Annotated in this window: 23 protein-coding genes; 11 read left to right on the top strand and 12 right to left on the bottom strand. The window is 60.5% G+C overall.

Translation table 11 applies throughout. The annotated features are described in order from the left end of the window. Positions 1 to 7: 7 nt before the first annotated feature. Positions 8 to 2,416, bottom strand: a complete 2,409-nt coding sequence (locus DYI22_RS03910; RefSeq protein ID WP_213476727.1) for a Lon protease family protein — start codon at positions 2,414 to 2,416, stop codon at positions 8 to 10. Between the two features lie 279 nt (positions 2,417 to 2,695). Between DYI22_RS03910 and DYI22_RS03905 the strand changes: the two genes are divergently transcribed. After that, positions 2,696 to 3,070, top strand: a complete 375-nt coding sequence (locus tag DYI22_RS03905; RefSeq protein ID WP_228300771.1) for a PilZ domain-containing protein — start codon at positions 2,696 to 2,698, stop codon at positions 3,068 to 3,070. A 24-nt stretch (positions 3,071 to 3,094) separates the two neighbouring features. On the opposite strand, the gene DYI22_RS03900 is transcribed toward DYI22_RS03905, so the two are convergent. From DYI22_RS03900 to DYI22_RS03890, 3 genes are all read right to left on the bottom strand, one after another. Beyond that, the gene (locus tag DYI22_RS03900) at positions 3,095 to 3,565 is read right to left on the bottom strand and encodes a flavodoxin family protein (protein ID WP_213476726.1); all 471 of its coding nucleotides are present in this window, start codon (positions 3,563 to 3,565) and stop codon (positions 3,095 to 3,097) included. Positions 3,566 to 3,597: 32 nt separating this feature from the next. After that, positions 3,598 to 4,656 carry a recombinase RecA gene (recA, locus tag DYI22_RS03895; RefSeq protein WP_213476725.1) on the bottom strand — a complete coding sequence of 353 codons (1,059 nt, stop codon included), beginning with the start codon at positions 4,654 to 4,656 and terminating at the stop codon, positions 3,598 to 3,600. 73 nt (positions 4,657 to 4,729) lie between these two features. Beyond that, positions 4,730 to 5,230 carry a CinA family protein gene (locus tag DYI22_RS03890; protein ID WP_213476724.1) on the bottom strand — a complete coding sequence of 167 codons (501 nt, stop codon included), beginning with the start codon at positions 5,228 to 5,230 and terminating at the stop codon, positions 4,730 to 4,732. Between the two features lie 82 nt (positions 5,231 to 5,312). Here DYI22_RS03890 and mutS point away from each other — a divergent pair, with 82 nt between their 5' ends. Together mutS and fdxA are read left to right on the top strand one after the other, a co-directional pair. Next, a complete protein-coding gene (gene mutS / locus DYI22_RS03885) occupies positions 5,313 to 7,922 on the top strand; it encodes a DNA mismatch repair protein MutS (protein ID WP_213476723.1) in 2,610 nt (869 codons plus the stop codon). Positions 7,923 to 8,084: 162 nt separating this feature from the next. Beyond that, positions 8,085 to 8,408 (top strand): ferredoxin FdxA, encoded by a 324-nt coding sequence (gene fdxA, locus DYI22_RS03880; RefSeq protein WP_036127980.1) that lies wholly within the window; start codon positions 8,085 to 8,087, stop codon positions 8,406 to 8,408. A 98-nt stretch (positions 8,409 to 8,506) separates the two neighbouring features. On the opposite strand, the gene DYI22_RS03875 is transcribed toward fdxA, so the two are convergent. The 6 genes from DYI22_RS03875 to DYI22_RS03850 form a co-directional block, all read right to left on the bottom strand. Then, on the bottom strand, positions 8,507 to 9,139 hold the full coding sequence (locus tag DYI22_RS03875) for a LysE family translocator (RefSeq protein WP_323132867.1): 633 nt from the start codon (positions 9,137 to 9,139) through the stop codon (positions 8,507 to 8,509). A 42-nt stretch (positions 9,140 to 9,181) separates the two neighbouring features. Beyond that, positions 9,182 to 10,228, bottom strand: coding sequence for a hypothetical protein (locus DYI22_RS03870; protein ID WP_213476722.1), 1,047 nt, complete (start codon positions 10,226 to 10,228; stop codon positions 9,182 to 9,184). A 147-nt stretch (positions 10,229 to 10,375) separates the two neighbouring features. After that, the gene (locus DYI22_RS03865; RefSeq protein WP_213476721.1) at positions 10,376 to 11,326 is read right to left on the bottom strand and encodes a DegV family protein; all 951 of its coding nucleotides are present in this window, start codon (positions 11,324 to 11,326) and stop codon (positions 10,376 to 10,378) included. 123 nt (positions 11,327 to 11,449) lie between these two features. After that, entirely contained in the window at positions 11,450 to 12,283 is an 834-nt protein-coding gene (locus DYI22_RS03860) for a metal-dependent hydrolase (RefSeq protein WP_213476720.1), read from the bottom strand. 240 nt (positions 12,284 to 12,523) lie between these two features. Next, a complete protein-coding gene (locus DYI22_RS03855; protein ID WP_213476719.1) occupies positions 12,524 to 13,900 on the bottom strand; it encodes a solute carrier family 23 protein in 1,377 nt (458 codons plus the stop codon). Positions 13,901 to 13,997: 97 nt separating this feature from the next. Then, positions 13,998 to 15,626 (bottom strand): acyl-CoA synthetase, encoded by a 1,629-nt coding sequence (locus DYI22_RS03850; protein WP_213476718.1) that lies wholly within the window; start codon positions 15,624 to 15,626, stop codon positions 13,998 to 14,000. Positions 15,627 to 15,781: 155 nt separating this feature from the next. On the opposite strand from DYI22_RS03850, the gene DYI22_RS03845 reads away from it, so the two are divergent. After that, the gene (locus DYI22_RS03845) at positions 15,782 to 17,284 is read left to right on the top strand and encodes a sensor histidine kinase (protein WP_213476717.1); all 1,503 of its coding nucleotides are present in this window, start codon (positions 15,782 to 15,784) and stop codon (positions 17,282 to 17,284) included. Next, positions 17,277 to 17,921 (top strand): response regulator transcription factor, encoded by a 645-nt coding sequence (locus DYI22_RS03840; protein ID WP_213476716.1) that lies wholly within the window; start codon positions 17,277 to 17,279, stop codon positions 17,919 to 17,921. Before DYI22_RS03845 ends, DYI22_RS03840 begins: the two co-directional genes overlap by 8 nt. On the opposite strand, the gene DYI22_RS03835 is transcribed toward DYI22_RS03840, so the two are convergent. Continuing rightward, positions 17,910 to 19,319, bottom strand: coding sequence for a PLP-dependent aminotransferase family protein (locus tag DYI22_RS03835; protein ID WP_213476715.1), 1,410 nt, complete (start codon positions 19,317 to 19,319; stop codon positions 17,910 to 17,912). The two genes, DYI22_RS03840 and DYI22_RS03835, sit on opposite strands and share 12 nt — an antisense overlap. A gap of 184 nt (positions 19,320 to 19,503) precedes the next feature. Here DYI22_RS03835 and DYI22_RS03830 point away from each other — a divergent pair, with 184 nt between their 5' ends. The 6 genes from DYI22_RS03830 to DYI22_RS03805 all read left to right on the top strand — a co-directional run bounded on the left by DYI22_RS03830 (position 19,504) and on the right by DYI22_RS03805 (position 25,106). Beyond that, positions 19,504 to 19,830 (top strand): hypothetical protein, encoded by a 327-nt coding sequence (locus tag DYI22_RS03830; protein WP_213476714.1) that lies wholly within the window; start codon positions 19,504 to 19,506, stop codon positions 19,828 to 19,830. Continuing rightward, positions 19,805 to 20,608, top strand: coding sequence for a PhzF family phenazine biosynthesis protein (locus DYI22_RS03825; protein ID WP_213476713.1), 804 nt, complete (start codon positions 19,805 to 19,807; stop codon positions 20,606 to 20,608). The genes DYI22_RS03830 and DYI22_RS03825 overlap by 26 nt, the downstream gene beginning before the upstream one ends. Positions 20,609 to 20,730: 122 nt before the next feature. Then, positions 20,731 to 21,786, top strand: coding sequence for an NAD(P)-dependent alcohol dehydrogenase (locus tag DYI22_RS03820; protein ID WP_213476712.1), 1,056 nt, complete (start codon positions 20,731 to 20,733; stop codon positions 21,784 to 21,786). 22 nt (positions 21,787 to 21,808) lie between these two features. Beyond that, a complete protein-coding gene (locus tag DYI22_RS03815) occupies positions 21,809 to 22,990 on the top strand; it encodes an NAD(P)/FAD-dependent oxidoreductase (RefSeq protein WP_213476711.1) in 1,182 nt (393 codons plus the stop codon). Between the two features lie 47 nt (positions 22,991 to 23,037). Next, positions 23,038 to 23,793, top strand: a complete 756-nt coding sequence (locus DYI22_RS03810; protein WP_213476710.1) for a MauE/DoxX family redox-associated membrane protein — start codon at positions 23,038 to 23,040, stop codon at positions 23,791 to 23,793. 32 nt (positions 23,794 to 23,825) lie between these two features. Continuing rightward, complete coding sequence (locus tag DYI22_RS03805) at positions 23,826 to 25,106, top strand: MgtC/SapB family protein (RefSeq protein ID WP_213476709.1); 1,281 nt, start codon at positions 23,826 to 23,828, stop codon at positions 25,104 to 25,106. On the opposite strand, the gene alkB is transcribed toward DYI22_RS03805, so the two are convergent. Then, complete coding sequence (alkB, locus tag DYI22_RS03800) at positions 25,103 to 25,753, bottom strand: DNA oxidative demethylase AlkB (protein ID WP_213476708.1); 651 nt, start codon at positions 25,751 to 25,753, stop codon at positions 25,103 to 25,105. The two genes, DYI22_RS03805 and alkB, sit on opposite strands and share 4 nt — an antisense overlap. Positions 25,754 to 25,765 lie beyond the last annotated feature (12 nt).

Genomic DNA, 25,765 nt, shown 5'->3' with positions numbered 1-25,765 from the left:
TTGCCGGTCAGTGGATCGACGGGTCTTTATGCTCGTCCCGGGCGTGCTCCTGGCGTTCATGTTCACGCATTTTCTCAAGCCGTTGCTGGATAATGCCAAAAACACTCTGCTTCGGGTACCGGCCCTTGTCATCGGCCTTGCCGGCTGGCTTACCCAGCAGCAACGTTATAGCTTCCTCGGCACGGGACACCGCGTACACCGCAAACTTGCCTTTGCGCACCGCCTGAACCACCTCGCTGTCGAGCATCAGGTTCTGGACGTTGGTGACAGGCACAATGACACCCTGGCTCCCGGTCAGACCGCCTTTAAGCTGACAGGTATTGAAAAAACCCTCAACTTTCTCGTTTACGCCACCGATCGGCTGCACTTCACCGAACTGGTTGACCGAACCGGTAATCGCCAGATCCTGACGCACCGGCAACTCCGAGAGTGCAGACACCAGCGCGCACAGCTCGGCAAGGGAGGCGCTGTCACCGTCCACTTCGCCGTAGTTCTGCTCGAAGGTCAGGCTTGCCGACAGGTGCATGGGGTCGTTCACGGCGAAGTGAGCCGCCAGCCAGCTACTCAGAATCATCACACCCTTTGAATGGATGTTGCCGCCGAGTTTGACGTCGCGCTCGATATCCATCACCGCGCCATCTCCATAATAGCAGGTGGCGGTGATGCGATTGGACAAACCGAATTCGAAGCCACCGGTAGAGAGCACGGACAACGCGTTGACCTGCCCCACGCAGGTCCCGCTGGTGGTGACCAGCGTCGACCCATCCCGAATGGAATCGTAGAACTGGTCCCGGATTCGGCTGCTGCGGTATTTGGCGCTTTCCAGGGCCCGCTCCACATGCAGATCCTGAATCAGCTTCGCACCGGCCTGGCGTGCCCAGAAATCGGACTCCCGCAGCAGGTTGGCGATATCCGCCGCGTGCAGCGACAGCCGGTCCTGGTGCTCTGCCATGCGCGCGCTGTACTCAATGATCCGCGCCACGGCCTTGTTGGAACAGTGCAACAGCTTCTTTTCACTGACCAGGCTGGCAATAAATTTGGCGTAGAGGATCTGACTGTCATCGGAGCGGTACATCTCGTTCTCGAAATCCGCCGTCACCCGGAACAGCTCACTGAACTCCGGATCGTAGTCCTGCAGCAGCAACCAGGTTTCCCGGTCACCGAACAGCACGAGTTTGACGTCCAGTGGAATCGCCTCCGGCTCGATGGAGATGGTTCCAGAGAGCGTCAGTTCACGCTCGAGGGAATTGATCTGGAGGGATTTTGAGCGCAACGCCCGCTTGAGCGCGTCCCAGACAAACGGCTGCTCAAGCACCTTGATGGCATCCATCAGCAGATAGCCGCCATTGGCGCGATGGATGCTGCCGGGCCGGATCAACGAGAAATCGGTGAACACGGTGCCCTTGTAGGTGACATTCTCCACGTAACCGAACAGGTTATGGTAGGTCGGGTTGTCTTCCACCACCACCGGCACCTCGTCGTTCTTCTGGTGCACCAGCACGTTCACCAGATAACGCCGGGGCATCTTCTTGTCGAGGGAAGCGTAGGCAATCGCCGCCTGCTCGTCGTTATCCTCGAGAAAAATATCCAGGCTTTCCGCCATATCCTCGCGAACGGACTCTATGTATCTGACGACCTCCGGCAGGTCCTTGTATTTCTCCACCAGTTCATCAAGCTGGTGGCCGGAAATACCTTCCAGCGTCTCCTGATTGAGCGCCTGCTGTTTCTCGGCATACTCCTGCTCCCAGTCCGCCAGTTTACGCAGCGCCTGACGCAGCTTTTTCTCAAGGCGGTTGATGTCCTCTTCAAACTTGTCCCGTTGCTGATCGGTCAGCTCCTTGAACGATTCCGCGGTGTGGGGCTCGTCGCCGTTCATCGCAACCAGGCGGTATCCGCCCGGCGTGGACACCGTGAGACTCACTTTCTTGCGCCTGGCCTGGGCGGCGACCCGCTCCAGTTCGTCTTCCTGTTTCTTGCCGTATTCGTTCTTCAGCTGCTCGGAACGCTCCAGAAAACTGTCACTGTCGAAGGTCTGGGGGATGATTTTCATCAGCCGCCCCATCAGCTTTTCCATGTCCTGCTTCAGCGTGGTGCCCTTGCCCGCCGGCAAACGCAGCACCCGGGGCACTCGCGGCTCTTCAAAATCCGCCACATAACACCAGTCGTGGCTGCTGTGTTCGGTATCCACATGGTGCTCCAGGTAGCGCAGCATCATGGTGCGCTTGCCCAGGCCGTTGCGGCCAACGGCATAGACGTTGTAACCGCTGTGGGGCATCGCCAGGGCAAAGCGAACGGCTTCCTGGGCACGGTTCTGGCCGACGATTTCCGCCAGCGGCTCCAGTTGCCGGGTAGTCTTGAACGGCAGATCTTTTAGAACACAGGCTTTGTAGAGCTGGTGCAGGGACAGTGACTTCAAGGTTCGGTCCTGTAACGGTCAGAATGCTTGGCGCTCGCCCCCACGTGGGCGAGCCGCCTCTGGTTTTGTTTATGGCCGGTCATTGTAGAATCTGCCGTCCGCTATGTCGCGTTCCGGCCCAAGATTTATCGATGACGGTCAGACAATCCTGTTTTTGTTAACCAGCTCACAATTTCCGCCTTGGTCATTTTTCAGACAACTGTTCCAGAACTAAACTTCATCTCCCGGCGGATGTCCGGAAAAAACAATCATAAGATATGCAATGGATGCCTATTGATAATGAATGATTCCGCAGACCGCAGAATCAAGGACCGCTACCCTGCCATGTGCCTGAAGGTCAGGCTGCGTGAGCGTGGCTTCTTCGGGCGGGGAAAGAAACCGACACCGGTGACCTGCCTGGATATGAATCGCTACGGCATGGCGGTACTGTGCCCACGCCCGGTGGAACCCGGCGCCCGCCTGTATCTGGATTTCGACGGCAAGTACATTTCAGAGTCGCGGGTGGCCGCGCAGGTGGTGAATTGCCAGGCGTTCCAGACCGGTTATCGGGTCAGCCTGCGATTCAGTTACTGCTGTGACAAGAAGGGTTATTCGCGAACGGTGGACAACGCACTGTCGAGGATCGAGGGCTTTTACAACCGTTTTGCCAGTTGATTCACTGGCCTGCCAGCAGTCCGCTTACAACACGCCCGCATCCAGGCTGGCGGCAACGTACAACCCCAGCTCCCGGCATTGCTCCCTGAACTCGTCTTTATAGTCGCCACGGCAGATCAGCGGCTCCTGGATCCGTTTCCAGCGCAGGCCGGTAGTGATGGTTTCGATGGCTCGGTGGGTGCCGGTGCCGTCGTGGCCGGCACGGATGTAGTAGGCGAAAGGAAGACCCTGGGTCTGCTCAAGACATGGGTAATAACTGCGGTCAAAGAAGTCTTTGAGGGCGCCGCTCATGTAACCGAGGTTTTCGGTGGTGCCGAGAATGATGGCGTCGCAGGCGAGGACGTCATCCGGTCCCGCGTCAAACGGCGACAGCACGGTAACGTCGACGTTCTCGATGTCCTGGTCTCTGGCGCCATGCTCTGCGGCTTCGCGCAACTTGAGGGTGTTCGGAGAAGGAGCGTGGGCAACGATCAGAAGTCTTTTTTTGTTGCCCATGCCCTTTACTCCACCGTTAAAGACGACACTGCTTAGAGCAGCTCGCCGTTCGCCTCGGCGGTCTCAGCCTCCGCTGCTGCCGCTGCCTCCTTCTTGGAAACCGGCTTCGGCATCAGCTTGTCGCGAACCTTGGCCTCAATCTCCTGGGCGATGTCGAGGTTCTCTTCCAGATATTTGCAGGCGTTGGCCTTGCCCTGGCCAATCTTGTCGCCGTTGTAGGCGTACCACGCACCGGACTTGTCCACGAAGCCTTCCTTCACCCCCATGTCCAGCACTTCGGCCATGTGATAAATGCCTTTGCCGTACATGATCTGGAACTCCGCCTGACGGAACGGCGGAGAAACCTTGTTCTTCACCACTTTCACGCGGGTTTCGTTACCCACCACTTCGTCACCGTCCTTCACCGCACCGATCCGGCGGATGTCGAGACGCACAGAGGAATAGAACTTGAGGGCGTTACCACCGGTGGTGGTTTCCGGGCTGCCGAACATCACGCCGATCTTCATACGGATCTGGTTGATGAACACCATCAGACAGTTGGCGTGTTTGACGTTGCCCGTCAGCTTCCGCAGGGCCTGGGACATCAGGCGGGCCTGCAGGCCGACGTGGCTGTCGCCCATCTCGCCTTCAATTTCCGCTTTCGGCGTCAGCGCAGCGACGGAATCGACAATGATCACGTCCACCGCGTTGGAGCGCACCAGCATGTCGGCGATTTCCAGCGCCTGCTCACCGGTATCCGGCTGAGACACCAGCAGCTCGTCGACATTCACACCCAGCTTCTCGGCGTATACAGGATCAAGGGCATGCTCGGCATCAACGAAGGCACAGGTTTTGCCCTGCTTCTGGGCTTCGGCAATCACCTGCAGGGTCAGCGTGGTTTTACCGGAGCTTTCCGGACCGTAGATTTCCACAATCCGGCCGTACGGCAGACCACCTATGCCCAGCGCCACGTCAAGTCCAAGGGAGCCGGTGGACACCGCAGGAATGGCTTCACGGGGCTGGTCGCCCATTTTCATCACGGCGCCCTTGCCGAACTGCCGTTCGATCTGACCCAGTGCTGCGCTCAATGCTTTCTTGCGGTTGTCTTCCATCGGTGCAAAACCTCATGCCTGTATATTTGAACAGTATTAAAACATAACCGGTTGGCGAGACCAACCCCTGTTTTCACGATCGCTTCACATACTCGCTCACACCCCGCAAAGCATAGAGCACGGCCTGTCGGCGAACGGCGTCGCGGTCGCCTTCAAAGCGCTCTACCCTGGCCTCTGTGGTGTCTCCGCTGCCCCCCCAGGCAAACCACACCGTGCCTAAGGGCTTTTCCACACTGCCGCCCCCGGGGCCGGCGACGCCGCTGATGGCAACAGCCAGGTCCGCGCCGGTTACCGCCAGCGTCCCGGAGACCATCTGACGCACCACCGGTTCGCTGACAGCGCCGAATTGCGCGAGATAATCTTCAGATACCCCCAGCAGATCATGCTTGGCCTCGTTGCTGTAGGTTACCAATCCGCCATGTACGTAAGTGGACGAGCCGGCCCGGTCGGTCAGCACCTTGGCAACCCAGCCGCCGGTGCAGCTTTCGGCCGTCGCAATGGTCCAACCCTGACGCATCAGCAGATCGCCCAGTTGCGCGCCTGCCTCTTCAAGATCCTGATCCGTGACCGACATATTGCTCTCCTTCGTTTCATCCGGGGCATTATTTTCTTACAATCCGGGGCTCCGTTTAAAGCCAGTGGATCCGGACGCCTTCATGTCAGCAGCTCAGACCGACCTTTCACAGCATACCCCGATGATGAGGCAGTACCTCAAAATCAAGGGCGAACACCCCAACGAACTGGTGTTCTACCGCATGGGGGACTTCTACGAGCTGTTTTACGACGACGCCAAAAAAGCCGCCGAGCTGATGGACATTACGCTCACCGCCCGCGGGCAGTCCGGGGGCAACCCCATTCCCATGGCCGGCATTCCCTATCACTCCGCTGAAGGTTACATTGCACGGCTGGTGCGGGCGGGTCAATCCATCGCCATTTGCGAGCAGATTGGCGATCCGGCCACCAGCAAAGGCCCGGTCGAGCGGAAAGTCGTCAGGATCGTCACCCCGGGCACACTGAGCGATGACGCCTTTCTGGAAGACCGGCGCGACAACCTGCTGGTGTCCATTTTCAATCAGCGGGAACGCTTTGGTTTCGCCTCCCTGGATATTTCAAGCGGGCGCTTCGCGGTGTCCGAACTGGACGACCTGGAAGCGCTGCAGGGTGAATTACAGCGTCTGCGCCCTGCGGAAATCCTGATCAGCGAAGACTTCCCGTATCAGGAGTTGCTGGAGGGTTTCACCGGTGTTCGCCGCCAGGGTCCCTGGCTGTTTGAGTCAGACACCGCGCGCCGGGTGATTACCCAGCAGTTGCAGGTACGGGATCTCACCGGTTTCGGCTGTGAGGAGCTCACCCTGGCCGTCTGTGCCGCCGGCTGCCTGCTTCAGTACGCCAAGGAAACCCAGCGCACGGCCCTGCCCCACATTCGCAAGCTGACCCGTGAGCGCCGCGAAGAAGCGGTGATTCTGGACGCTACCAGCCGCCGCAACCTGGAAATTGACACCAATCTGGTGGGCGGTCACCAGCACACCCTGGCCTGGGTGATGGATCGCACCGCCACCGCCATGGGTGGCCGCGAGCTGCGGCGCTGGCTGAACCGCCCGTTGCGGGATGTGGACGTGGTGCAGCAACGCCAGCAAGCAGTATCGGCACTGTTGGAGGGCTTCCATTACGAGCCGGTACACGACCTGCTGAAAACCGTGGGGGATATCGAGCGGGTACTGGCGCGAGTTGCCCTGCGCTCCGCTCGTCCGCGGGATCTGGCACGGCTGCGGGACGCCTTCGCGGCCTTGCCGGAGTTGCAGGAAACCCTGAAGCCGGTCAACTCCCATCATATCGTCAGGCTGGCCACGGTGATCAGCGAGTACCCGGAGCTGGCGGACCTGCTGGAACGCGCCATCATCGACAACCCGCCGGTGGTGATCCGGGACGGCGGAGTGATCCGCGAGGGCTTTGACGAGGAGCTGGACGAACTGCGCAATATCAGCGAGAACGCGGGCCAGTATCTGCTGGACGTTGAAACCCGGGAAAAAGAACGCACCGGCATCAGCACACTGAAAGTGGGTTACAACCGCGTTCACGGTTACTACATCGAGATCAGCCGCGCCCAGTCTGACCAGGCGCCGGTGGACTACATCCGCCGCCAGACCCTGAAAAACGCCGAACGGTTCATCACCCCCGAGCTCAAGGAATTCGAAGACAAGGCTCTGAGCGCCAAGAGCCGTGCCCTGGCCCGGGAGAAGTCCCTGTACGATGAGGTACTGGAAACCGTGGCGGCCGAACTGGCGCCGCTGCAGGATGCGGCGCAGGCACTGGCGGAACTGGACGTGCTCAGCAACTTCGCCGAGCGAGCCACCAGCCTTCGCTTCTCCGCACCGGAATTCAGCGAGATGCCGGGCTTTGACATTGAAGAGGGGCGGCACCCGGTGGTGGAGCAGCTGCTCAGCGAGCCGTACGTGCCCAACGACCTGCTGATGGACACCCAGCGCCGCATGCTGGTGATCACCGGCCCCAACATGGGCGGTAAGTCCACCTACATGCGCCAGGCCGCACTGATTGCCCTGCTCGCCTACACCGGCAGCTTCGTACCGGCCAACCGCGCGATCCTGGGGCCGGTGGACCGCATATTCACTCGCATGGGCTCCTCCGACGACATCGCCGGCGGCCGCTCCACCTTCATGGTGGAGATGACTGAAACCGCCAACATTCTCCACAACGCCACCGAATACAGCCTGGTATTGATGGACGAAGTGGGTCGCGGCACCAGCACGTTTGACGGCCTGTCACTGGCCTGGGCCACGGCGGAGCATCTGGCGAAGGAAATTCGCTGCTACACCCTGTTTGCCACTCATTATTTCGAGCTCACACAACTGGCGGACGACCTGCGGCACGCCGTAAACGTGCACCTGACCGCCACCGAACACGACGACAGCATCGTGTTCCTGCACAATGTTCACGATGGCCCCGCCAGCCAGAGTTACGGCCTTCAGGTCGCCAAACTGGCCGGTGTGCCCCAGGACGTGATTCGCAACGCCAGGGCTCAGCTCACCCACCTCGAGGGAGCCAGTGCGACTGCTGCGCCTGTTCATGTTCCCGCACCGGCGGTGCGGGAACATGAGGCGAATGGACCCGTTTGGCAGGGCGACATGTTCGCCACTGCCGAGCCAAGCGCGGTGGAAACCGCCCTGAAAGAGCTCGACCTGGATGGCCTGACCCCGCGGGAAGCCCTGGAGCGCCTTTACCAGATGAAGGAATTGCTGCAAGTCTGAGCGGTAAATTCGGCCAGATTGATCTATGTAATAAGGTTATAGCGGGCTGACGCTTGCGGGAGCCGGGGCCTCTCCCTACAATATCGCGCACTAAAATATAACGGTTGCGCCGTGACGGCGCTCCTGATGAGATTGACCGACCACTGGACCAGGGATCTGACTATGGCCTTTATCGTTACTGATAACTGCATCAAGTGTAAATACACCGACTGCGTAGAGGTATGTCCCGTGGACTGCTTTTACGAAGGCCCGAATTTTCTGGTGATTGATCCGGACGAGTGTATCGACTGCGCACTGTGCGAGCCGGAGTGCCCGGCTGAAGCCATTTTCTCTGAAGACGAACTGCCTGCCGGGCAGGAACAGTTCGTTGAGATCAACGCCGATCTGGCGGGCAAATGGCCGAACATCACCGAGAAAAAAGATCCGCTGCCGGATGCCGAAGAATGGGACGGCAAGCCCGACAAGCTCCAGTACCTGGAGAAGTAAGGGCGTCGCGCGCCAACGCGCGCATGCGATCGCAATCAAAAATCGCAATAAAAAAGGGAAGCCTCGGCTTCCCTTTTTTTCTGCCCGCCGACGGCAGGTCAGTTTGCTGCCAGCTTCGCCCCCATCGCGACAAAGAAACCACCCGTCAGCGCATTGAGCCCACGCCGAATCCCGGCACTGGCGCCCATGCCGCGGAAGCGCACTACTGCCCAGGCGAGGCCGCATTGCCAGATCATCGCCAACAGAAAGTGAACCCCCGCCAACACCAGTGACTGCAAGAAGGCGTTCCCAGAGGGATCAATAAACTGTGGCAACAGAGCCATATAGAACAGCGCGGTTTTCGGGTTCAGAACGTTAGACAGCAGCCCTTCCCGGAACGACTGGCTAACGGAGACCACTTGCCGGTTGGCTGGCATCTGTCTGGCCCGGGGTTCACCGCCCCGCGCCACCGCCTGACGCAGAGACGAGATGCCCAGCCATATCAGATAGCACGCTCCAGCCCACTTGAGCGCTGAAAAGGCCCACGCGGTTTCCACCAGCAGCATCGAAATGCCCAGTGCAGACAGGGTGGCGTGGAGAAACAGGCCCGTGCAGATGCCGCTGCTGGTTACGCAGCCATCGGCCAAGCCACCGCGGCCAGTGTTCCGCATTACCAGCAGGGTATCCACCCCCGGTGTAATGGTCAGTAGCGTGATGGCGACCAGATAGGCCCAGAAAAGCTCGGAAAACACGGGTTGCCTCCGTCGGTTCAGCCGCGGAGGCCCCGCTTGAATTCAGGCCTCCTGAGACAGGATCTTTTTCGCCGCCGCGGACTTGTAGAATGAGGAAAGCCGCCGGCGCAACAGGGCTTCAACATAACCCTCTTCCCGCAGAACGTCCACGATCGGAAGCGCAAACGCATCGATTTCCGCGAGAATCACCTCGCGGGTCACGCCAACGTCGTTGAGCAGGTCGATGATCGGACGGTCGCCATATTTCTCAAACAAGTGGGAGACCACCGCACGGGCGCAGCCGAGAAAATAATCGGTCTTGCGAAACCGCAGCCAGAACTCGTAGCCGAGCACCACGAATTCCTGCAGCTGAACATCGCCCAGGCCCTCCTGAAGCTCGGCGATGGTGCGATCCTCTACCGACACCCAGGCTGCCATCACGCTGTCCCTGAGCTCGTCATCCGACAGCGCGCGATGCAGGAACTGCTCACTGCGGCTGATCAGTCCTGGCAGACTATCGGACAACCAGGCCTTCAGGCGCCGCTCAAAGGTCTCGTCCAGACCCGGCACCGCCCGGTTCGCCATGCGCTTGCCGAACTTCATCATCGAGCCCACACCCGGCACCGACTTGGTGATCAGATTATCCTCGTAGAGGTAGTTCACCAGGCCGTGGTACACCACATTGGACACCAGCTCCTGATACACCGGATGCGCCATGATCTCACTGATCACCCGCTCACGTTGATGCCGTAACTCCAGAGCCTCTTCCAGGAAGCCGGTAGCCTGCTCCCGCGAGATAATGTCACCCAGCGTGGTGGTTTTCTGAACGTCCGCATTCAGCACTTCTGTGGCCATTTCCGCTGCCAGCTCCGGGATACCGGCGTCCAGCTCCATGTCTACCACGATACGCTGGATCACTCCCATAATTTGCGCCTCTGAGGTGAGGCGGCTCAGGGTAATATCGCCGGCATGGTTGAGCAGCTCCGCGACTTCGGTCTCCAGAAACTTTCGCAGCTTGGCGCCCTTCAGAGCGGCCATCTCGTGCTTTACATGCTGTTCCAGCAGCGCGCTGGCCAGCTCGCCCGCGCCCTTGGTCGTGGCTTGTGTCATGGTGTCTGCGATCCTGTTCATTAGTGAATCCGTGGGCAAAGCCTAGCACGGGGGGCTCACCCGGCGGATTCGCCCTAAATACGGGCAACCAACTGCGGGCCGGCCAGTCGCCGGCAGCGCCTTGCATGCAGGAGGAAACCGGAGGGTTTATTGATAGTCGTTAAAGCTGTGCGGCTCCGCTGCCAGGGCCAGGCACAGGCTGCCGGGACCCACGTAAATGCTGCTGGTAATGCCCATCTGGGACAGCAGCAGCTCCACACCGTTGCGCTCGCAGGCGTCCCGCAGGCGGTTCAGCCCGGGCAGATCTTCAATCTCGGTCCAGGTCAGCCCACAGGACAGGCTGACATACGGCGTCAGCAGTCCGGCATCCACACGGGCAGCGGCATAATTCATTACTTTCTCAACCGCCACGTCGAAGCTGCGGGTTTTCGCCGCCGGCTGACCTTCGGCGCCCTGGCCGAAAATCACCGGGGTGATATTCAGTGCCTTGCCCAGAAAGGCCACCAGGGCCGAGACGCTCTTGTCGCCACGACGGCGAGCGCGCTCACGGATGTAGTGCAGATCCCGGGGAATCACACAGGTGTAAATCCGGTCGGTAAAGGTTTCCACTTCATGGCGCAGGGCGTTCTTGGATACCTTCTGAGCGATCAGCTTCAAGGTGTGCGCCGCCAGCAGGCCCTGGCCCGCGAAGATCTGCTTGCTGTCGATGACCCGCATGGAGAACTTGCCGTCGCGGCCCGCGGTCTTGCGCGCGTCGTCGTAGCGCGACATCACGCTGTTCATTGCTTCGGTGGCGTTCTGGAAAATCAGGCTGCGGCTACGGGTTACCGTCTCGCAAATCGCCACATCGAACTGGGTCACGATCTTTTCCATAAACAGATCGTGAATCTGCTCGGGGGTAAAGGCCCGGGTCTCGGCCTGGTGGCCTTTCTGCAGCAGGCCGCTCTGATAGAACTCCTGGGTACGGACAGGATCGTGTTCGTCTATGTAGGTCTGGCCGTCAATCACCGCCGTGACCGGAAGAATAAACAGGTCGTGCTTGCGGCTGAACTCGTAAGGCAGATCGCACGCAGAATCCACGATAAGACCAACTCGCATGGGGGGCGCCTCCAGCTTCGGGATGTTCCCTTTCTCCGGACGAAGTGGAAACTCCCATTCTTGTCGTTGTTGTTAGCAGCGGACAGTCTTGCACAAAGTGGTCGAAATTTCAGCAACCGCCCACTACGGGTTGGGAACGGCGCTTTCCAGCTCCCGGAGATTCGCCTTCAGCACTTCCCGGTTGTCCTGCTGCCAGGGGTGGAAGCCGTCGCGGAAATAAGCCAGGAACTCCGGCAGACAGTGCCGCAACACCCCCGGCTTGCCCCACAGGAAGTTGAACCCGCCCAACCAGGTTTTCACACTCCACAGCTTGCCGTCGGTTTTCAGCAGACTGCAGGTGTTGAGAAAGGTGTACTTGAAGAAATTCCAGGTGACGAACAGGAACACGATCCGGCGCAACCGTTCGTTGCCCACGCAATGGCGATACACATCAAAGGCGACGGACTTGTGTTCGGTTTCCTCAATGGCGTGCCAGCGCCAGAGCTTTGCCATGGCTGGCGTTGCGCCTTCCATCCACTCCGGGTGGCGCAGGATGGCGTTGGCCAGCACAGCGGTGTAGTGCTCGGCACCACAGGTTCCCGCCAACTGGCGGCTCGGGGGCAGATTGCTTACCCAGGCCATATGCCTGCGGAACCGCTGGTCCAGCCGGTCGATGTCGTAGCCACGGGCCTTCAGGGCTTCGTTGTAGCTCTTGTGTTCACGGCTGTGTAACGCTTCCTGACCGATGAACCCGCGAATTTCTTCCTTCAGCTTCGGGTCATCGATCTTGTCGCGGTACAGTCGCACCGCATTGATGAACTGTTGCTCACCGTCGGGAAACTGCAGGGACAGCGCATTGAAAAACGCCGTACGGAACGCATCGTTGCCGTGCCACAGGGTCTTGAGGTCGTTGCTCACATCGAAGCGGATGTGCCGCGGGGCCACGGACACGTCGTCAGGGGTGGAGCTGATGGTCATGACTGCCTCCTGCTTTTTATGGTTATGGAACAGCGGACAAATAGTGATCAGCACCGCCAGTGTAAACCTGAAAACATTGAAGACGGAAGTGGCGGGAGACAGAAATTGGACAATTTGTCATGAAATGACAGATCGTCAAAAGTGCAGAAATGGATAAAAAAAGGGGCGCGGACTGGCCGACACCCCCAAGGACACACAGTGGTGTGGTTCACCCCCGGTAAAGCACCGGGGGCAACCGGTTTAGTGCTCGTTTGCGGTTTCCGCTCCGGGCGCTTCCGGATCGGCGGTGAAACCGAGTAATCGCGTGCGTTCAATGAGGAAATACAGCACCGCGCCGGTGGCAAGCCCCCAGCCCGCGCCATACACAGCCAACACCACGCCCATGGTGCCGGCAATACCACGCTCGGTGTTGTTCTCCAGTTGTTCCAGACCCACCATCAGGCAGATGTAACCGGTCAGCAACAGGGTCAGTGACAGTGCAATCGGCAGCACTGGCTGGAAAAAGCTCACCAGCGGCAGCACAAACAGCGCAATAAAGCCGGTAATCCAGAAGGTGCCGCCACCGCTGTAAATCGAGTCCATGGCGTTGCGACCGTACTTGTAACGCTCGGCCATGGTGGCAGTAACCGCGGTCCAGATCGGACCCGCCAGGCCGGGATACGGCGCGAAAAAGGCATGGCCGCCGTTACGGATGGCTGTCACCAGATGGACCCGGTCGATGCTGTTGTCGATGTCTTCGTCCTTGCGCAGGTGATCCACCCGATTCATCAGTGACTGGCCCACCACGATGTCGCCGAAGGCAATGACGTAGGCAATGACGGCGGTCGGAATGGCGTACATGAACACGCTGGCATCCGGGAAGCCGACACTGAACGGCAGGTAGTTCCACAACTCGCCAAAGGCCGGCCGGGTGATGCCCCACTCCACGTTGGGCACGGCATACTCGCCGGTGGCGAAACCCACCAGGATAGCCACCACCATGCCCGGCACCATGCCATAGTTGGCGATTTTGCGGGCAAAGCCATTGGTATCCACAAAGCCCTTGAACGACACCGAGAACATCAGGTACAGGCACACCAGGCCACCCACGATCAGTGAGATGGGCGTTTCCGCCAGGCGGCCGCCGGCCTCGATCTCGCCCATCAGCGCGGCAATGCCGGCGCCGATGATGATGCCGCCCTTCATGGAACGGGGAATCAGTTCCACCAGCTTGCTGCCCAGGCGGGTCACACCCAGCACCAGGAAAATGATGAACACCAGGAACTGCAGCGCGAACAGCGCCTGAATGGCCTCGGGGCCGGGTTCGTAGTCGCCCAGGAACAGCAGCACCACGGGAATGCCCGGGGTGATCCAACCCGGTACCAGCGGCACCCCGAGTAGCGCCGGCAACATGAAGTCGATACCACAGATGACCACGTAGGCCAGCGCCACGTCATAGGGCACGCCGAGGTAGGTTTCCAGCAGCGGTATCATGGCCAGGCTGACCACGAACATGATCAGCGCCTGCACCATCTCCGCAAACTCCCAGCGGTAATGGACAAACGGCAGGCGAATCTTGAAGGGGCCGGCCGGCCAGAACGGCTGCTCTTCCCCGTTGTTGCGATGAAACATTTGCATAATAAGGTCTCCGGGTGCACGCCCATGCGTGCACCTGATGTTGTTTTTGTGGGGGTGTTTTCAGAGGCGCTGCGCGCCAGATCAGTGGCTAGCCCGGTTATTCGAGCTCTTTGGCCTGATCACGCAGCACAAACTTCTGGATCTTGCCGGTGGAGGTCTTCGGCAGTTCCGAGAACACGACGGTCGTGGGCACCTTGAAGCGGGCCAGGTGCTCACGGCAGAAGCTGATGATGTCATCCTCGCTGACCTCGCCCGCTTCCGGCTTGAGGGTGACAAACGCACAGGGCGTTTCGCCCCATTTCTCATCCGGACGGGCCACGACCGCCGCTTCCAGCACCGCCGGATGACGGTAGAGCGTATCTTCCACTTCGATGGTGGAGATGTTCTCGCCGCCGGAGATAATAATGTCTTTCAGGCGATCCTTGATTTCCAGGTAGCCGTCTTCGTGCCACACAGCCAGGTCCCCGGTGTGGAACCAGCCACCGCGGAACGCCTCTTCCGTGGCTTGCGGATTCTTGAGGTAACCCTTCATCACGGTGTTACCACGCAGGAAGATCTCGCCAATGGTCTTACCGTCCTTCGGCACCGCCTCCATGGTGTTGGGATCGCCCACCATGGTGCCGGCCAGGGTGTGGTAACGAACGCCCTGGCGCGCTTTCTTTCTGGCGCGATCATGCAGCGGCAGTGAATCCCACTCGGATTTCCAGGCGCAGACCGTCACCGGGCCATACACCTCAGTCAGGCCGTAGACGTGGGTCACCGCAATGCCCATCTCCTCGATGGCACCGATCACCTGCGCGGGGGGCGCGGCGCCTGCGGTCATCGACTTCACTTCGTGATCAATACCGGTCTTGGCCGACTCCGGCACGTTCACCAGCGCATTCAGCACAATCGGCGCGCCACACATGTGGGTCACCTGATGATCGCGGATCAGCTGCAGGATCTTTTCCGGGTCCACCCGACGCAGACAGACGTGGGTGCCGGCCATGGCGGTGATGGTCCAGGGGAAACACCAGCCGTTGCAATGGAACATCGGCAGCGTCCACAGGTACACGGGGTGCATATCCATGGACCACACCGCCTGGTTGCCCAACGCGTTGATGTAAGCGCCGCGATGGTGGTAGACCACCCCTTTCGGGTTGCCGGTGGTACCGGAGGTGTAGTTCAGGGAGATGGCGTCCCACTCGTTCTCGGGGAAACGCCAGGCGTAGTTCGGATCCCCTTCCTGCAGGAAGGCTTCGTAATCGAGATCACTGACCTGGGTGCCTTCACCATACTCGGGATCGTCCACGTCGATCACCAGCGGCTTGGAATCCAGACGGCTGACGGCATCGCGGATGACCTCGCCGAACTCACGGTCAGCGATCACCACCTTGGCCTCGCCGTGGCCCAGCATAAAGGCGATGGCCTCGGCGTCCAGCCGCACGTTCAGGGTATTGAGTACGGCGCCAATCATCGGCACGCCGAAATGGCTTTCCACCATCGCAGGGATGTTCGGCAGCATCACCGCCACGGTATCCCCCCGCCCGATGCCACGGCCGGCCAGGGCCGAGGCAAGACGACGGCTGCGGTCGTAGGTCTGCTGCCAGGTGTAACGCAGCGCACCGTGAATCACAGCCGGGTAGTCCGGGTACACGCTGGCGGTGCGCTCAATGAAATCAATCGGGGACTGAACAGCATAGTTGGCATCGACGGGGGCAAGGCCCTGGTCAAAAATCGAGGTCATGGTTGTGGTCCTCTGTGAGCTGCTTGTTCTTGTGGTGTATTCAGGGAGTACGCTATAACCGCTATACTTCAGATTGGCGAAAATAGTATTTGATAGGGTAATCACTATAAATTACACCAACGTATTATAGAATAAATACCATACTGAATCTTGGCATGAGCGAACCTACCCTGATTAATCCTAGCGCACTTCAGGATCTTGACCCGGAAGCCACCCTGGTCCTCGACCGTGATGGCCGGATTCTGCAACGCAACCGCGCAGCCGACCACCTGAGCCAGCAATGCCTGCGCTGCGATGCCGCCGCCCTGCTGCCGGTGAACGCGCCGGCCCTGGTCACCGCCTGCCTCGACCAGGCGCGGGCCATTGAAGCGGTGGAGAGTCGCACGGGCAATTGCATTCTGCTGTGGACTTTTGTGCCCGTGGCAGACGCGGGCCAGGTGCTGGCCCGCGGCCGCAATGCCACCAATGAGATCCGCGCCCGGGATGAGGCTACCCGCGCCAGTCGTCTGTACCGGCTGATCACCGAAAACACCACGGATCTGATCTCCCGCCACGCACCGGACGGTCGTTTCATCGACGCCACCCCGGCGTCCTGGCGTTTGCTCGGCTACTGGCCGGAGGAGTTGCGGGGCAAACCCCTGGAGGAGGTGTTTCGCGGCGCCTCGGTCAGCGAGCAGATTCAGGAAACCCGACGCATTCTCAGGGACGACGGCTATGCCACCATGACCCTGCAGATTACCCACCGGGACGGCAGCAAGCGCTGGTTCGAGATTGCCGGTCGCGCCATCCGCGAGACCTACACCGGAGCGGTCATTGAAGTGGTGAGCATTTCCCGGGACATCACCGCCCGCGTGGAATCCGAGGAAAACAACCGCCGCCTGGCGGACGAACTGGCCCACACGGCGCGGTTGGCGACGCTGGGGGAACTGGCGTCCAGCATTGCCCACGAAATGAACCAACCGCTGGCAACGATTGTGAATTACGCCAGTGCCAGCCAGCGCTATCTGAAACAGGCCCGCGCCAACCCGGACTGCCTCGACCGTGTGGACGACGGCCTGCAGCGGATCACCCACCATGCTAACCGGGCCTCGGAAGTGATCAAGCGCCTGCGGGCATTCCTGCACAAGGGCCAGAAACGCACCGCGCCTGTCGCCATCAATGACGTCATCCGCAACGTGGTGCGCCTGTGCCAGTGGGATGCCGACAGGCATGGCATTGTGATCCGCGAGTGCCTGGCGGACTCCAGCCCGGTCATCGCCGCCGACCCGGTGTTGCTGGAGCAGGTCCTGATCAACCTGATCCGGAACGGCATTGACGCCACTCTGGAAGCCGATCCCGCCAACCGCGAGACGCCGGCACAGATCACCATTGCCAGCTGCGTGAACAACCAGCAGGAGAGCCTGATCCAGGTCACCGATGAAGGCAGCGGCCTGGACGACGAGGGCCTGCGCAACATGTTCACGCCCTTCTACACCCGTAAGCCCCAGGGCCTTGGCCTGGGGCTTTCCATGAGCCGCTCTATCATCGAAGGGTTTGGCGGCTTTCTGGACGCCAGCCGTGCCGATAAAGGCGGCCTGACACTCATCTGTCGATTCCCCCAAACCCTGACCGCGCGCAAGCGGCCTGACGCCAACCCGGAGCCCCGTGCAAATGACTGACACCCCCACCACCGTCTACGTGGTCGATGACGATGCCGGCATGCTCGAGTCCACCCAGTGGCTGCTTGAATCCGTTGGACTGCACGTGAAGCCTTACCGCGATGGCCGGCAGTTTCTGGACGCCCTGAGCGCCAACTCAAGCGGCTGTGTGATTCTCGACGTGCGGATGCCCGGGCTGGGAGGACTCAACGTTCAGGAGGAACTGCAGAAACGGAGTTCGAATCTGCCCATCATCTTCGTGTCGGGCCATGCCGACGTTCCGATCGTGGTGCGCGCCTTTAAATCCGGCGCCTTTGATTTCATTGAAAAGCCCTTCAACGAGCAACTGCTGCTGGACAGCGTGCAACAGGCCCTGCAGGAACATCCGCAAACCGGCCTCCCGCACCGTGGCGGCGACAATATCGAAGCGTTGATTGCCAGCCTGACCCGGCGGGAGCGCGACGTGTTTCTGCCAATGGCCCAGGGTTACACCAGTCGCGAGATCGCGGATATGCTGGGCGTGAGCATCAAGACCATCGACCTGTATCGTTCCCGGGTCATGAAACGTCTGGGGGCTGAGCGAATGCCGGACGTCACCGGCATCGCCATTGCGGCGGGGCTGCTTCACCCGCTGGATCTGCGGGGGTCAGCGGTCTAGCGCCTGCGCTGCCAGCTCCCCCAAGCGCCGCACGGCACTCTCGATGCGCTCTGACCAGGGGTTGGCGCTGTTCAGGCGCAGGCAGTTGCTGTACTTGTCGGCGGTAGAGAACATCAGCCCCGGCGCTACGTTAATGTTCTCTTCCCGCGCGCGGCGATAGACCTCCATGCCAGTATTCCTGCCCGGCAACTGCGCCCAGATAACGAACCCGCCCTGGGGCCGGCTGATGGCCGTGCCCTCCGGAAACCAGCGGGCGACCGCGTCGCGCATGCGCTCGGTACTTTGCCGGTAGTTCTGCCGCGCAGAACGCAGGTATCGGTCGTAGCCGCCCTGCTCCAGAAAATGCCCCACCGCCAGTTGCGGAATGCTGGCGGTGGCGAGGTTAACGAAATACTTGTGCTGCCGGGCCTCAGCCATATAACGGCCCGGCACCATCCACCCCAGCCGCAAGCCCGGGGATATGGTTTTGGAGAACGAGCTGCAATAAATCACGTTGCCGGTACGATCGAAGGCTTTGGCCGGTCGCGGGCGTTCGCCGGTGTGGAAAAGATCGCCGTAGATGTCGTCCTCTATCAGCGGCACCCGCGCATCCTCCAGCATGGTCACCAGTTGCCGCTTACGGTCATCCGGCATACAGGCACCAAGGGGGTTACTGTGGTTGGTTACAGCCACACAGGCTTTGACCGGCCATTGTTCCAGCGCCAGTTGCAGTCCTTCAAGGCTGAGACCGTCCGCCGGATGCGTGGGCACTTCAATGACCCGCAGCCCGACCACCTCCAGTGCGTGAAGAATGCCCGGGAACGAGGGCGATTCCACCACCACGATGTCGCCGGGCACCGTGACCGCCCGTAGCGCCAGAATGATCGCTTCCTGGGCTCCGTTGGTGGCCAGAATGTCGTCTGCGGTCACCGGTACGCCCAGCGTCGCCATGCGCTGGGCAAGCTGGCGCCGATAGGATTCCTTGCCCGGGAAGGCGTAATCCTGATAGTCCAGCCCCCTCCGCGCCGCCCACAGGATCGATTGCTGGATCTGTCGCACGGGCAGGAAGTCCGGGTGTGGCACGGCAGCGGCCAATGGCACCATGCGCTTTTGCTCGTCCACACACAATTCCAGTGCCATATCCCGGGCACTGACCGGCATGGGGCGAGCCCGGTATTTCTGCATCACCGGTTCGGGCGCATCCCGGGCCGGCAGGCGCACAAAATAACCACTACGCTCCCGCGCCTGCAGATACCCCCGGCCTTCCAGTGTCTGGTGAGCCTGGAGAATCGTCGAAATACTGACACCGAACTGCCGGCTCAATACCCGTACGCCGGGCAAACGCTCCCCTTCCCGATAGACGCCATCGCGAATCAAGGCCTGAAGCTGATCTGCCACCTGATTATAGAGAATACCCATACCGCTATCCTGCCAGAGCCGTGCCCGCCACGGGCAGTACAGTTACCCCGGATTACGACCGGTACAGCCTGCTTATCCAACCATCTGTACCGGTTCAAATATAGATTATCTGAATCTGTTATGGGTGTCAGCAGGCGCTCACAATGTCAGGGTCAAAAACGGAAACGGAAGAAGGACTTTCGCCATGAACGCACCGAATCGGGCACTGGCCCACCAACACGAAGCACCATTGAAAAACAGCCGGAAGGATCTACTGGGACTGGACGCCGAACCTTACCCCCTGCGCCTGGCCACAGGCTTCGGAGCAACGGTGCAGTGGCTTGAGGACCTGGGCTTCCGTATCGAGCAAAAGCGCCCGGATCACTGGATCCTGACCCACTCACGACCATTGCCTCAACTGCACTTCTACAGCGATGATGAGCTTGACCGGTTCGCCAGCGCCCGGGCGCCTGCTTACGCCAAACGTATTCTGAAGGAGACAAACCATGAGTTATCCGATCTACCAGGTTGATGCTTTCACCAGTGAGCTTTTCGGCGGCAACCCCGCCGCCGTCATGCCGCTGGATAGCTGGCTGGACGACCACACACTGCAGGCGCTGGCGGCGGAAAACAACCTGTCCGAAACCGCCTTTTTCGTGCGCGACAGCGAAAGCGCCGATGCGGACTTTCACATCCGCTGGTTCACCCCCGGCGCCGAGGTCCCGCTGTGCGGCCACGCCACCCTCGCCAGCGCCTGGGTCATCTTCAACCGACTCGACTGGCAGCAACCAACCATCCGGCTGCGCTCCAAAAGCGGGATTCTGGGCGTGGGCCAGAGCGAGGACGGATGGCTGACGCTCGACTTCCCGCGGCTCGACTGGCAGGAAGTACCCACGCCGGATCTGCTCCGACAGGCGCTGGCGGGTGTGCCGGATACCGCGCTGTTCGTCCCCAATGACACCAATTACCTGATCGAGCTGGATTCTGAACAAGCGGTTCGAGAAGCAGCGCCGGATTTCCGAATGCTGAAACAGCTGGGCAATCAGGGCGTGATTGTCACCGCCCGCGGTGAGAACTGCGATTTCGTCAGCCGTTACTTTGCCCCCGGCGTCGGCATTGACGAAGACCCGGTCACCGGTTCCATCCACAGTGTGCTGGTGCCCTGGTGGGCCGCAAAACTGGGCGGTACGCGCTTTCTGGCGCGACAGGTATCGGCCCGCGGCGGCGAGTTGCGCTGCGAACTCAAAGGGGATCGGGTGGATATTGCGGGCAAGGCGGCGTTTTACCTGGAAGGCCACGTGCACCTGTAGCGTTCTCTATTACAGAACGGACATGGTACCGGGTGATATTTTCAGGGCGGACCGGAGTATAACGGGAGTGGTCCCTTGGTTTCGGACCTCAGGAAGATCCCCCCAGGAAAAGGAGCCCGAACATGACACAGACGAAAGCGTTCGCAGCCCAGTCCCCCACGTCTGGCCTCGCACCCCATAACATCAGCCGCCGGGCACCGCGCCCCGACGACGTATCCATCGAAATCGATTATTGCGGTGTCTGCCATACCGACATCCACTTTGCGCAGAACGATTGGGGCGTGACCGAGTATCCGGTTGTGCCGGGTCATGAGATTGTTGGCCGGGTCACGGCGGTCGGTTCCGACGTGAAAGCGTTCAAGGAGGGCGACGTGGTTGGCGTCGGCTGCATGGTCGACTCCTGTCGCACCTGTTCTGCCTGCGAAGCCGGGCTGGAGCAGTACTGCGCCGAAGGCATGACCGGCACCTACAACGGTGAAGACCGTCACGATCAGTCCATCACCTACGGCGGCTATTCCGAGCGAGTCGTTGTAAGCGAACGGTTTGTGGTCAAAGTGCCGGAGAAACTGGACATCAAATCCGCCGCTCCCCTGCTCTGCGCCGGCATCACCACCTATTCGCCGTTACGCCATTACGGGGTGAAGGCGGGTCACAAGGTCGGCGTAATCGGCATGGGAGGTCTGGGTCACATGGGCGTGAAATTCGCCAAGGCACTGGGTGCGGAGGTCACCATTTTCACCCGCTCCGAGAGCAAGGTGTCCGAGGCGAAAAAGCAGGGAGCCGATCACGTGGTCATTTCCACCGACGAAGCCCAGATGGAGGCTGCCGCAGAAACCTATGACTTCATGCTCGACACGGTTCCGGTGCAGCACGACCTGAACCCGTACCTGAACTGCCTGAAGTATGACGGCACCCACATCCTGGTGGGTCTGCTGGAACCGGTCGAACCGCCCCTGGAAGCCGGTGCGCTGGTGTTCAAACGGCGGGTGCTGGCCGGCTCGCTGATTGGCGGCATGCCGGAGACCCAGGAAGTGCTGGATTTCTGCGCCGAGCACGACATCAGCTGCGACGTGGAAATGCTGGACATCCACAACATCAACGACGCCTACGAGCGCATGAAGAAAGGCGACGTGAAATACCGCTTCGTCATTGATATGAAGACCCTGAAAAACGGATAATACCGTTTTTTAAGGAGTTTTCATGGCCGCACACTACGATGTCATCGTGATCGGGGCAGGCGCTGCCGGTCTGATGTGTGCGGCAACGGCCGGTTACCGGGGCCGCCGGGTCCTGGTGATCGACCACGCCAACAAGCCAGGCAAGAAAATCCTGATGTCCGGCGGTGGGCGCTGCAACTTCACCAACCTCAACAGCACGCCGGCGAATTTCCTTTCGGACAATCCCCATTTCTGCATCTCCGCACTGAAGCGTTATACACCCCAGCATTTTCTCGACTTGGTAGATCGCCACGGTGTGGAATACGAGGAAAAGGCCCCGGGCCAGCTATTCGGCAAGCACAGCGCAAAAGACATTCTCAACGTGCTACTGACCGAATGCGAATGGGCCGGTGCCGAGATCCGCCTGAAAACACACATTCGCAACATCGCAGCCACAGAGCCCGGGTACCGTCTGACCACAGGCTCCGGATCGATCAGCTGTGATTCCCTCGTCGTTGCCTGTGGCGGGCTGTCCATCCCCACCATGGGCGCCAGCGGTTTCGGCTACGACATTGCGCGGCAGTTTGGCCTGACAGTGTTACCGACCCGCGCCGGGCTGGTGCCGTTCACCCTGCACCCGGAACTGAAAGAGCAGCTCGCCCCACTGTCCGGCATCAGCTGCCCGGTCGATGTGAGCTGCCGCAAAGAGCATTTCCGCGAGCCCATGCTGGTGACCCATCGCGGCCTCAGTGGGCCTTCGATGCTGCAGATTTCCAGTTTCTGGCAGCCGGGAGATCCCCTCGCGATCAACCTGCTGCCCACGTGTTCCGCCCGGGAGGACCTGCTGGCCCTGCGCAGCAACAAACCCCAGTCGACCGTGGCCCACTATCTGGCGCAGCACCTGCCCAAGCGTTTCGCCGCGGCTTTCAACGACCTGCACGGCTGGACCGGCCCATTACAGGGCTACAAGAACAGCGACATTGAGCAGGTGGCGGCTACACTGAATCAATGGGCCATCAAACCCGCCGGCACCGAAGGCTATCGCACCGCCGAAGTGACCCTCGGCGGTGTCGACACCCGCCAGCTGTCGTCGAAAACCATGGCAACACTGGCGCGCCCGGACCTGTATTTCATTGGCGAGGTGGTGGACGTCACCGGGCATCTCGGCGGCCACAACTTTCAATGGGCCTGGGCGTCGGGGGTGGCGGCCGGGGGCGATGCCTGAGGCTGGCATTTCAGCAGAACCCATCCCGAAACAAGGAGCGTAACGCCATGGCAGACAACACAGAAGGCAAGACCGCCCAGCTTTATCGCATGGTCATGTCTGAGCATTTGTGCCCGTTTGGGCTGAAGAGCAAGTTCCTGCTCGAGCGCAAGGGGTACCGGGTAGAGGATCATCATTTGACGACCCGGGACGAGACCGACGCCTTTCAGGCAAAGCACAATGTGGATACCACGCCCCAGACGTTTATCGAGGGCCAGCGCATCGGCGGTTACGATGAGCTGCGCGAACATTTCGGGCTCGACGATCCGGACGACGACACCAGTTACCAGCCCGTGATTGCCCTCTTCGGCACTGCGTTGCTGATGGCCGTGGCGATCATGTGGCTTTTCAACAGTGCCGTGTTCTCATTGATGACCATCGAAAAGTTCGTGGCCATTGCCATGATCCTGCTGGGTCTTCAGAAGTTACAGGACGTGGAAAGCTTCAGTACCATGTTCCTCAACTACGATCTGCTCGCCCAGCGCCAGGTGGGTTACGGTTACCTCTACCCATTCGGCGAAACTTTGGCAGGCATTTTGATGCTGGCGGGGGCGATGATATGGCTGGCCGCTCCGGTGGCGCTGTTCATCGGCACGGTGGGCGCCGTGTCGGTTTTCAAAGCGGTGTACATTGACCGCCGGGAGCTCAAGTGCGCCTGTGTCGGCGGCAACAGTAACGTCCCCCTTGGCTTTGTCTCCCTCACGGAGAATCTGATCATGATCGCCATGGGGCTGTGGATGCCCATGCGGATTTATCTGCTCTGAGACCTCAGCGTGATCGCAGGGACTGATGCCGGATGGACGAACTGACCCAACATTTCCTCGGGTCCCACGAAACGCTTCTCCGGCTTGCCCTCGCCCTGTTGCTCGGGGCCGTGATCGGCCTTGAGCGGGGCTGGGGCGCGCGGGAGCAGAAAGCCGGCGAGCGCATCGCCGGCATCCGTACCTTCTCACTGATCGGCCTGCTCGGCGGCATATCGGCGGTGCTGAGCACCGAAATCACCCAGTGGGCCTTTCCGGTACTGTTACTCAGCGTGGTGGCGATGGCACTGGTGGCCTACAGCCAACGGCTCTCCCACATTCGCAATTTCAGCATCACCGGTACCGTGGGTATGGTGCTTACCTTCTGTTATGGCGCTATCGCCGTAGCCGTGGACCCGGTCATTGCCATCGCCGCGGCGGTGGTGACCGCGGTGATCCTTGACAGCAAGCAGGAGATCCACGGGTTTGTTAACCGCCTGCAGGCCCACGAGCTGGACGCGGCACTGAAACTTCTGCTGATCTCGGTGGTCATGCTGCCGCTGTTGCCGAATGAGGCGATGGGCCCCGGCGGCGTACTGAACCCCTATGAAATCTGGTGGCTGGTGGTGCTGATTGCCTCCATCTCCTTTGTCGGCTATTTCGCCATACGGTTTGCCGGCATGAAGAGAGGGATTCTGTTCACCAGCCTGTTTGCCGGCCTGAGCTCGTCCACCGCGCTTACCCTTCATTTCGCCCGTCAGGCGGGGCGGGCGCCGGATCTCAGTCCGCAGTTCGCCAGTGGCATCCTGATTGCCTGCGGCACCATGTTCCCCCGTATTCTGGTGTATTGCGCATTGATCAATCCCTTGCTGTTACCAAGGCTGATCTGGCCGGTGGTGGTTATGTCGGCCCTGCTCTATGTACCGGCACTGATCATCTGGAAACGCCACGAGGACAATCTGCACGTTTCGCAGCCCGCGTTATCCCAGAACCCACTGGACCTTAAATCCGCGGTGGCGTTCGGCATTCTGCTGACGATTATCCTGGTGCTGGGTGAAGTGCTGCGGGACTGGCTCGGCAACCTCGGCATCTACATGCTGGCCGTTACCTCCGGCATCGCCGATGTTGATGCCATTACGCTGTCCCTCACCCGCATGTCCCAGGACGCGATTCCGATGACCACGGCGGTCGTTGCGATTGTCATCGCCGCCGCCACCAACAACCTGGTCAAGGCCGGTATTGCCGGTGGTGTCGGTTCGCGGCAGCTCGGCCTTCTAGTCGGCGCGCCAATGGCGGTCTCTCTGCTCGCGGGACTGGGCGTGGCCTGGCTGCTCTAGCGTGCACGTCGGAACGTCAGGTTGTAGCGCAGCTCGCCGGTGAGCCCGTGCCGCGCCTGTTTCAGTCGCAGCACGCCATGGTAGAACCGGCGTGCCTCTGCGCCCCAGACCACCACATCACCGCTGGCCAGCATCACGTTCAGCGGTCGGTCGCTACGTCGCGAACCACCAAACTGAAAGGTGGCCGGCACGCCCAGGGACACCGACACGATGGGCCGGGTGAAATCGTCTTCGTCCTTGTCCTGATGAAGCCCCATTTTCGCCCCGGGCTCGTAGCGGTTGATCAGGCAGGCATCGGGCTCGAATCCCCGGAAGCCCGCGGTTTCAGCCGCGTCACGGGCCAGCTTGCGGAATATATCCGGCATTGTCGGCCAGGGCTGACCGGTCTCGGGGTCCGTCGACTGGTAGCGGTAACCGGACCTGTCGGTCACCCATCCCCATTGCCCGCAGCAACTCATGGCCACCGACATGATGTACCCGCCCGGGGTTTGCATCTGGCGAAACGGGGCGCTGGCGGTCACTTCCGCAATCGCCTCCAGTAGCTCGGCTTCCTGCTCCAGGGCGAAGTGGCGCAGCACCACAGCTCCCCGGCACAAGACCTCTTCCCTTGGCTGGGGCGGTTCGTCAGCAAACAGATCGTCGGTCATGGCGCCTCCTCG

It is taken from the genome of Marinobacter lipolyticus, from assembly GCF_018424605.1.
GTDB lineage: Bacteria > Pseudomonadota > Gammaproteobacteria > Pseudomonadales > Oleiphilaceae > Marinobacter > Marinobacter lipolyticus_B.
This window is presented reverse-complemented; position numbering and strand designations above follow the sequence as displayed.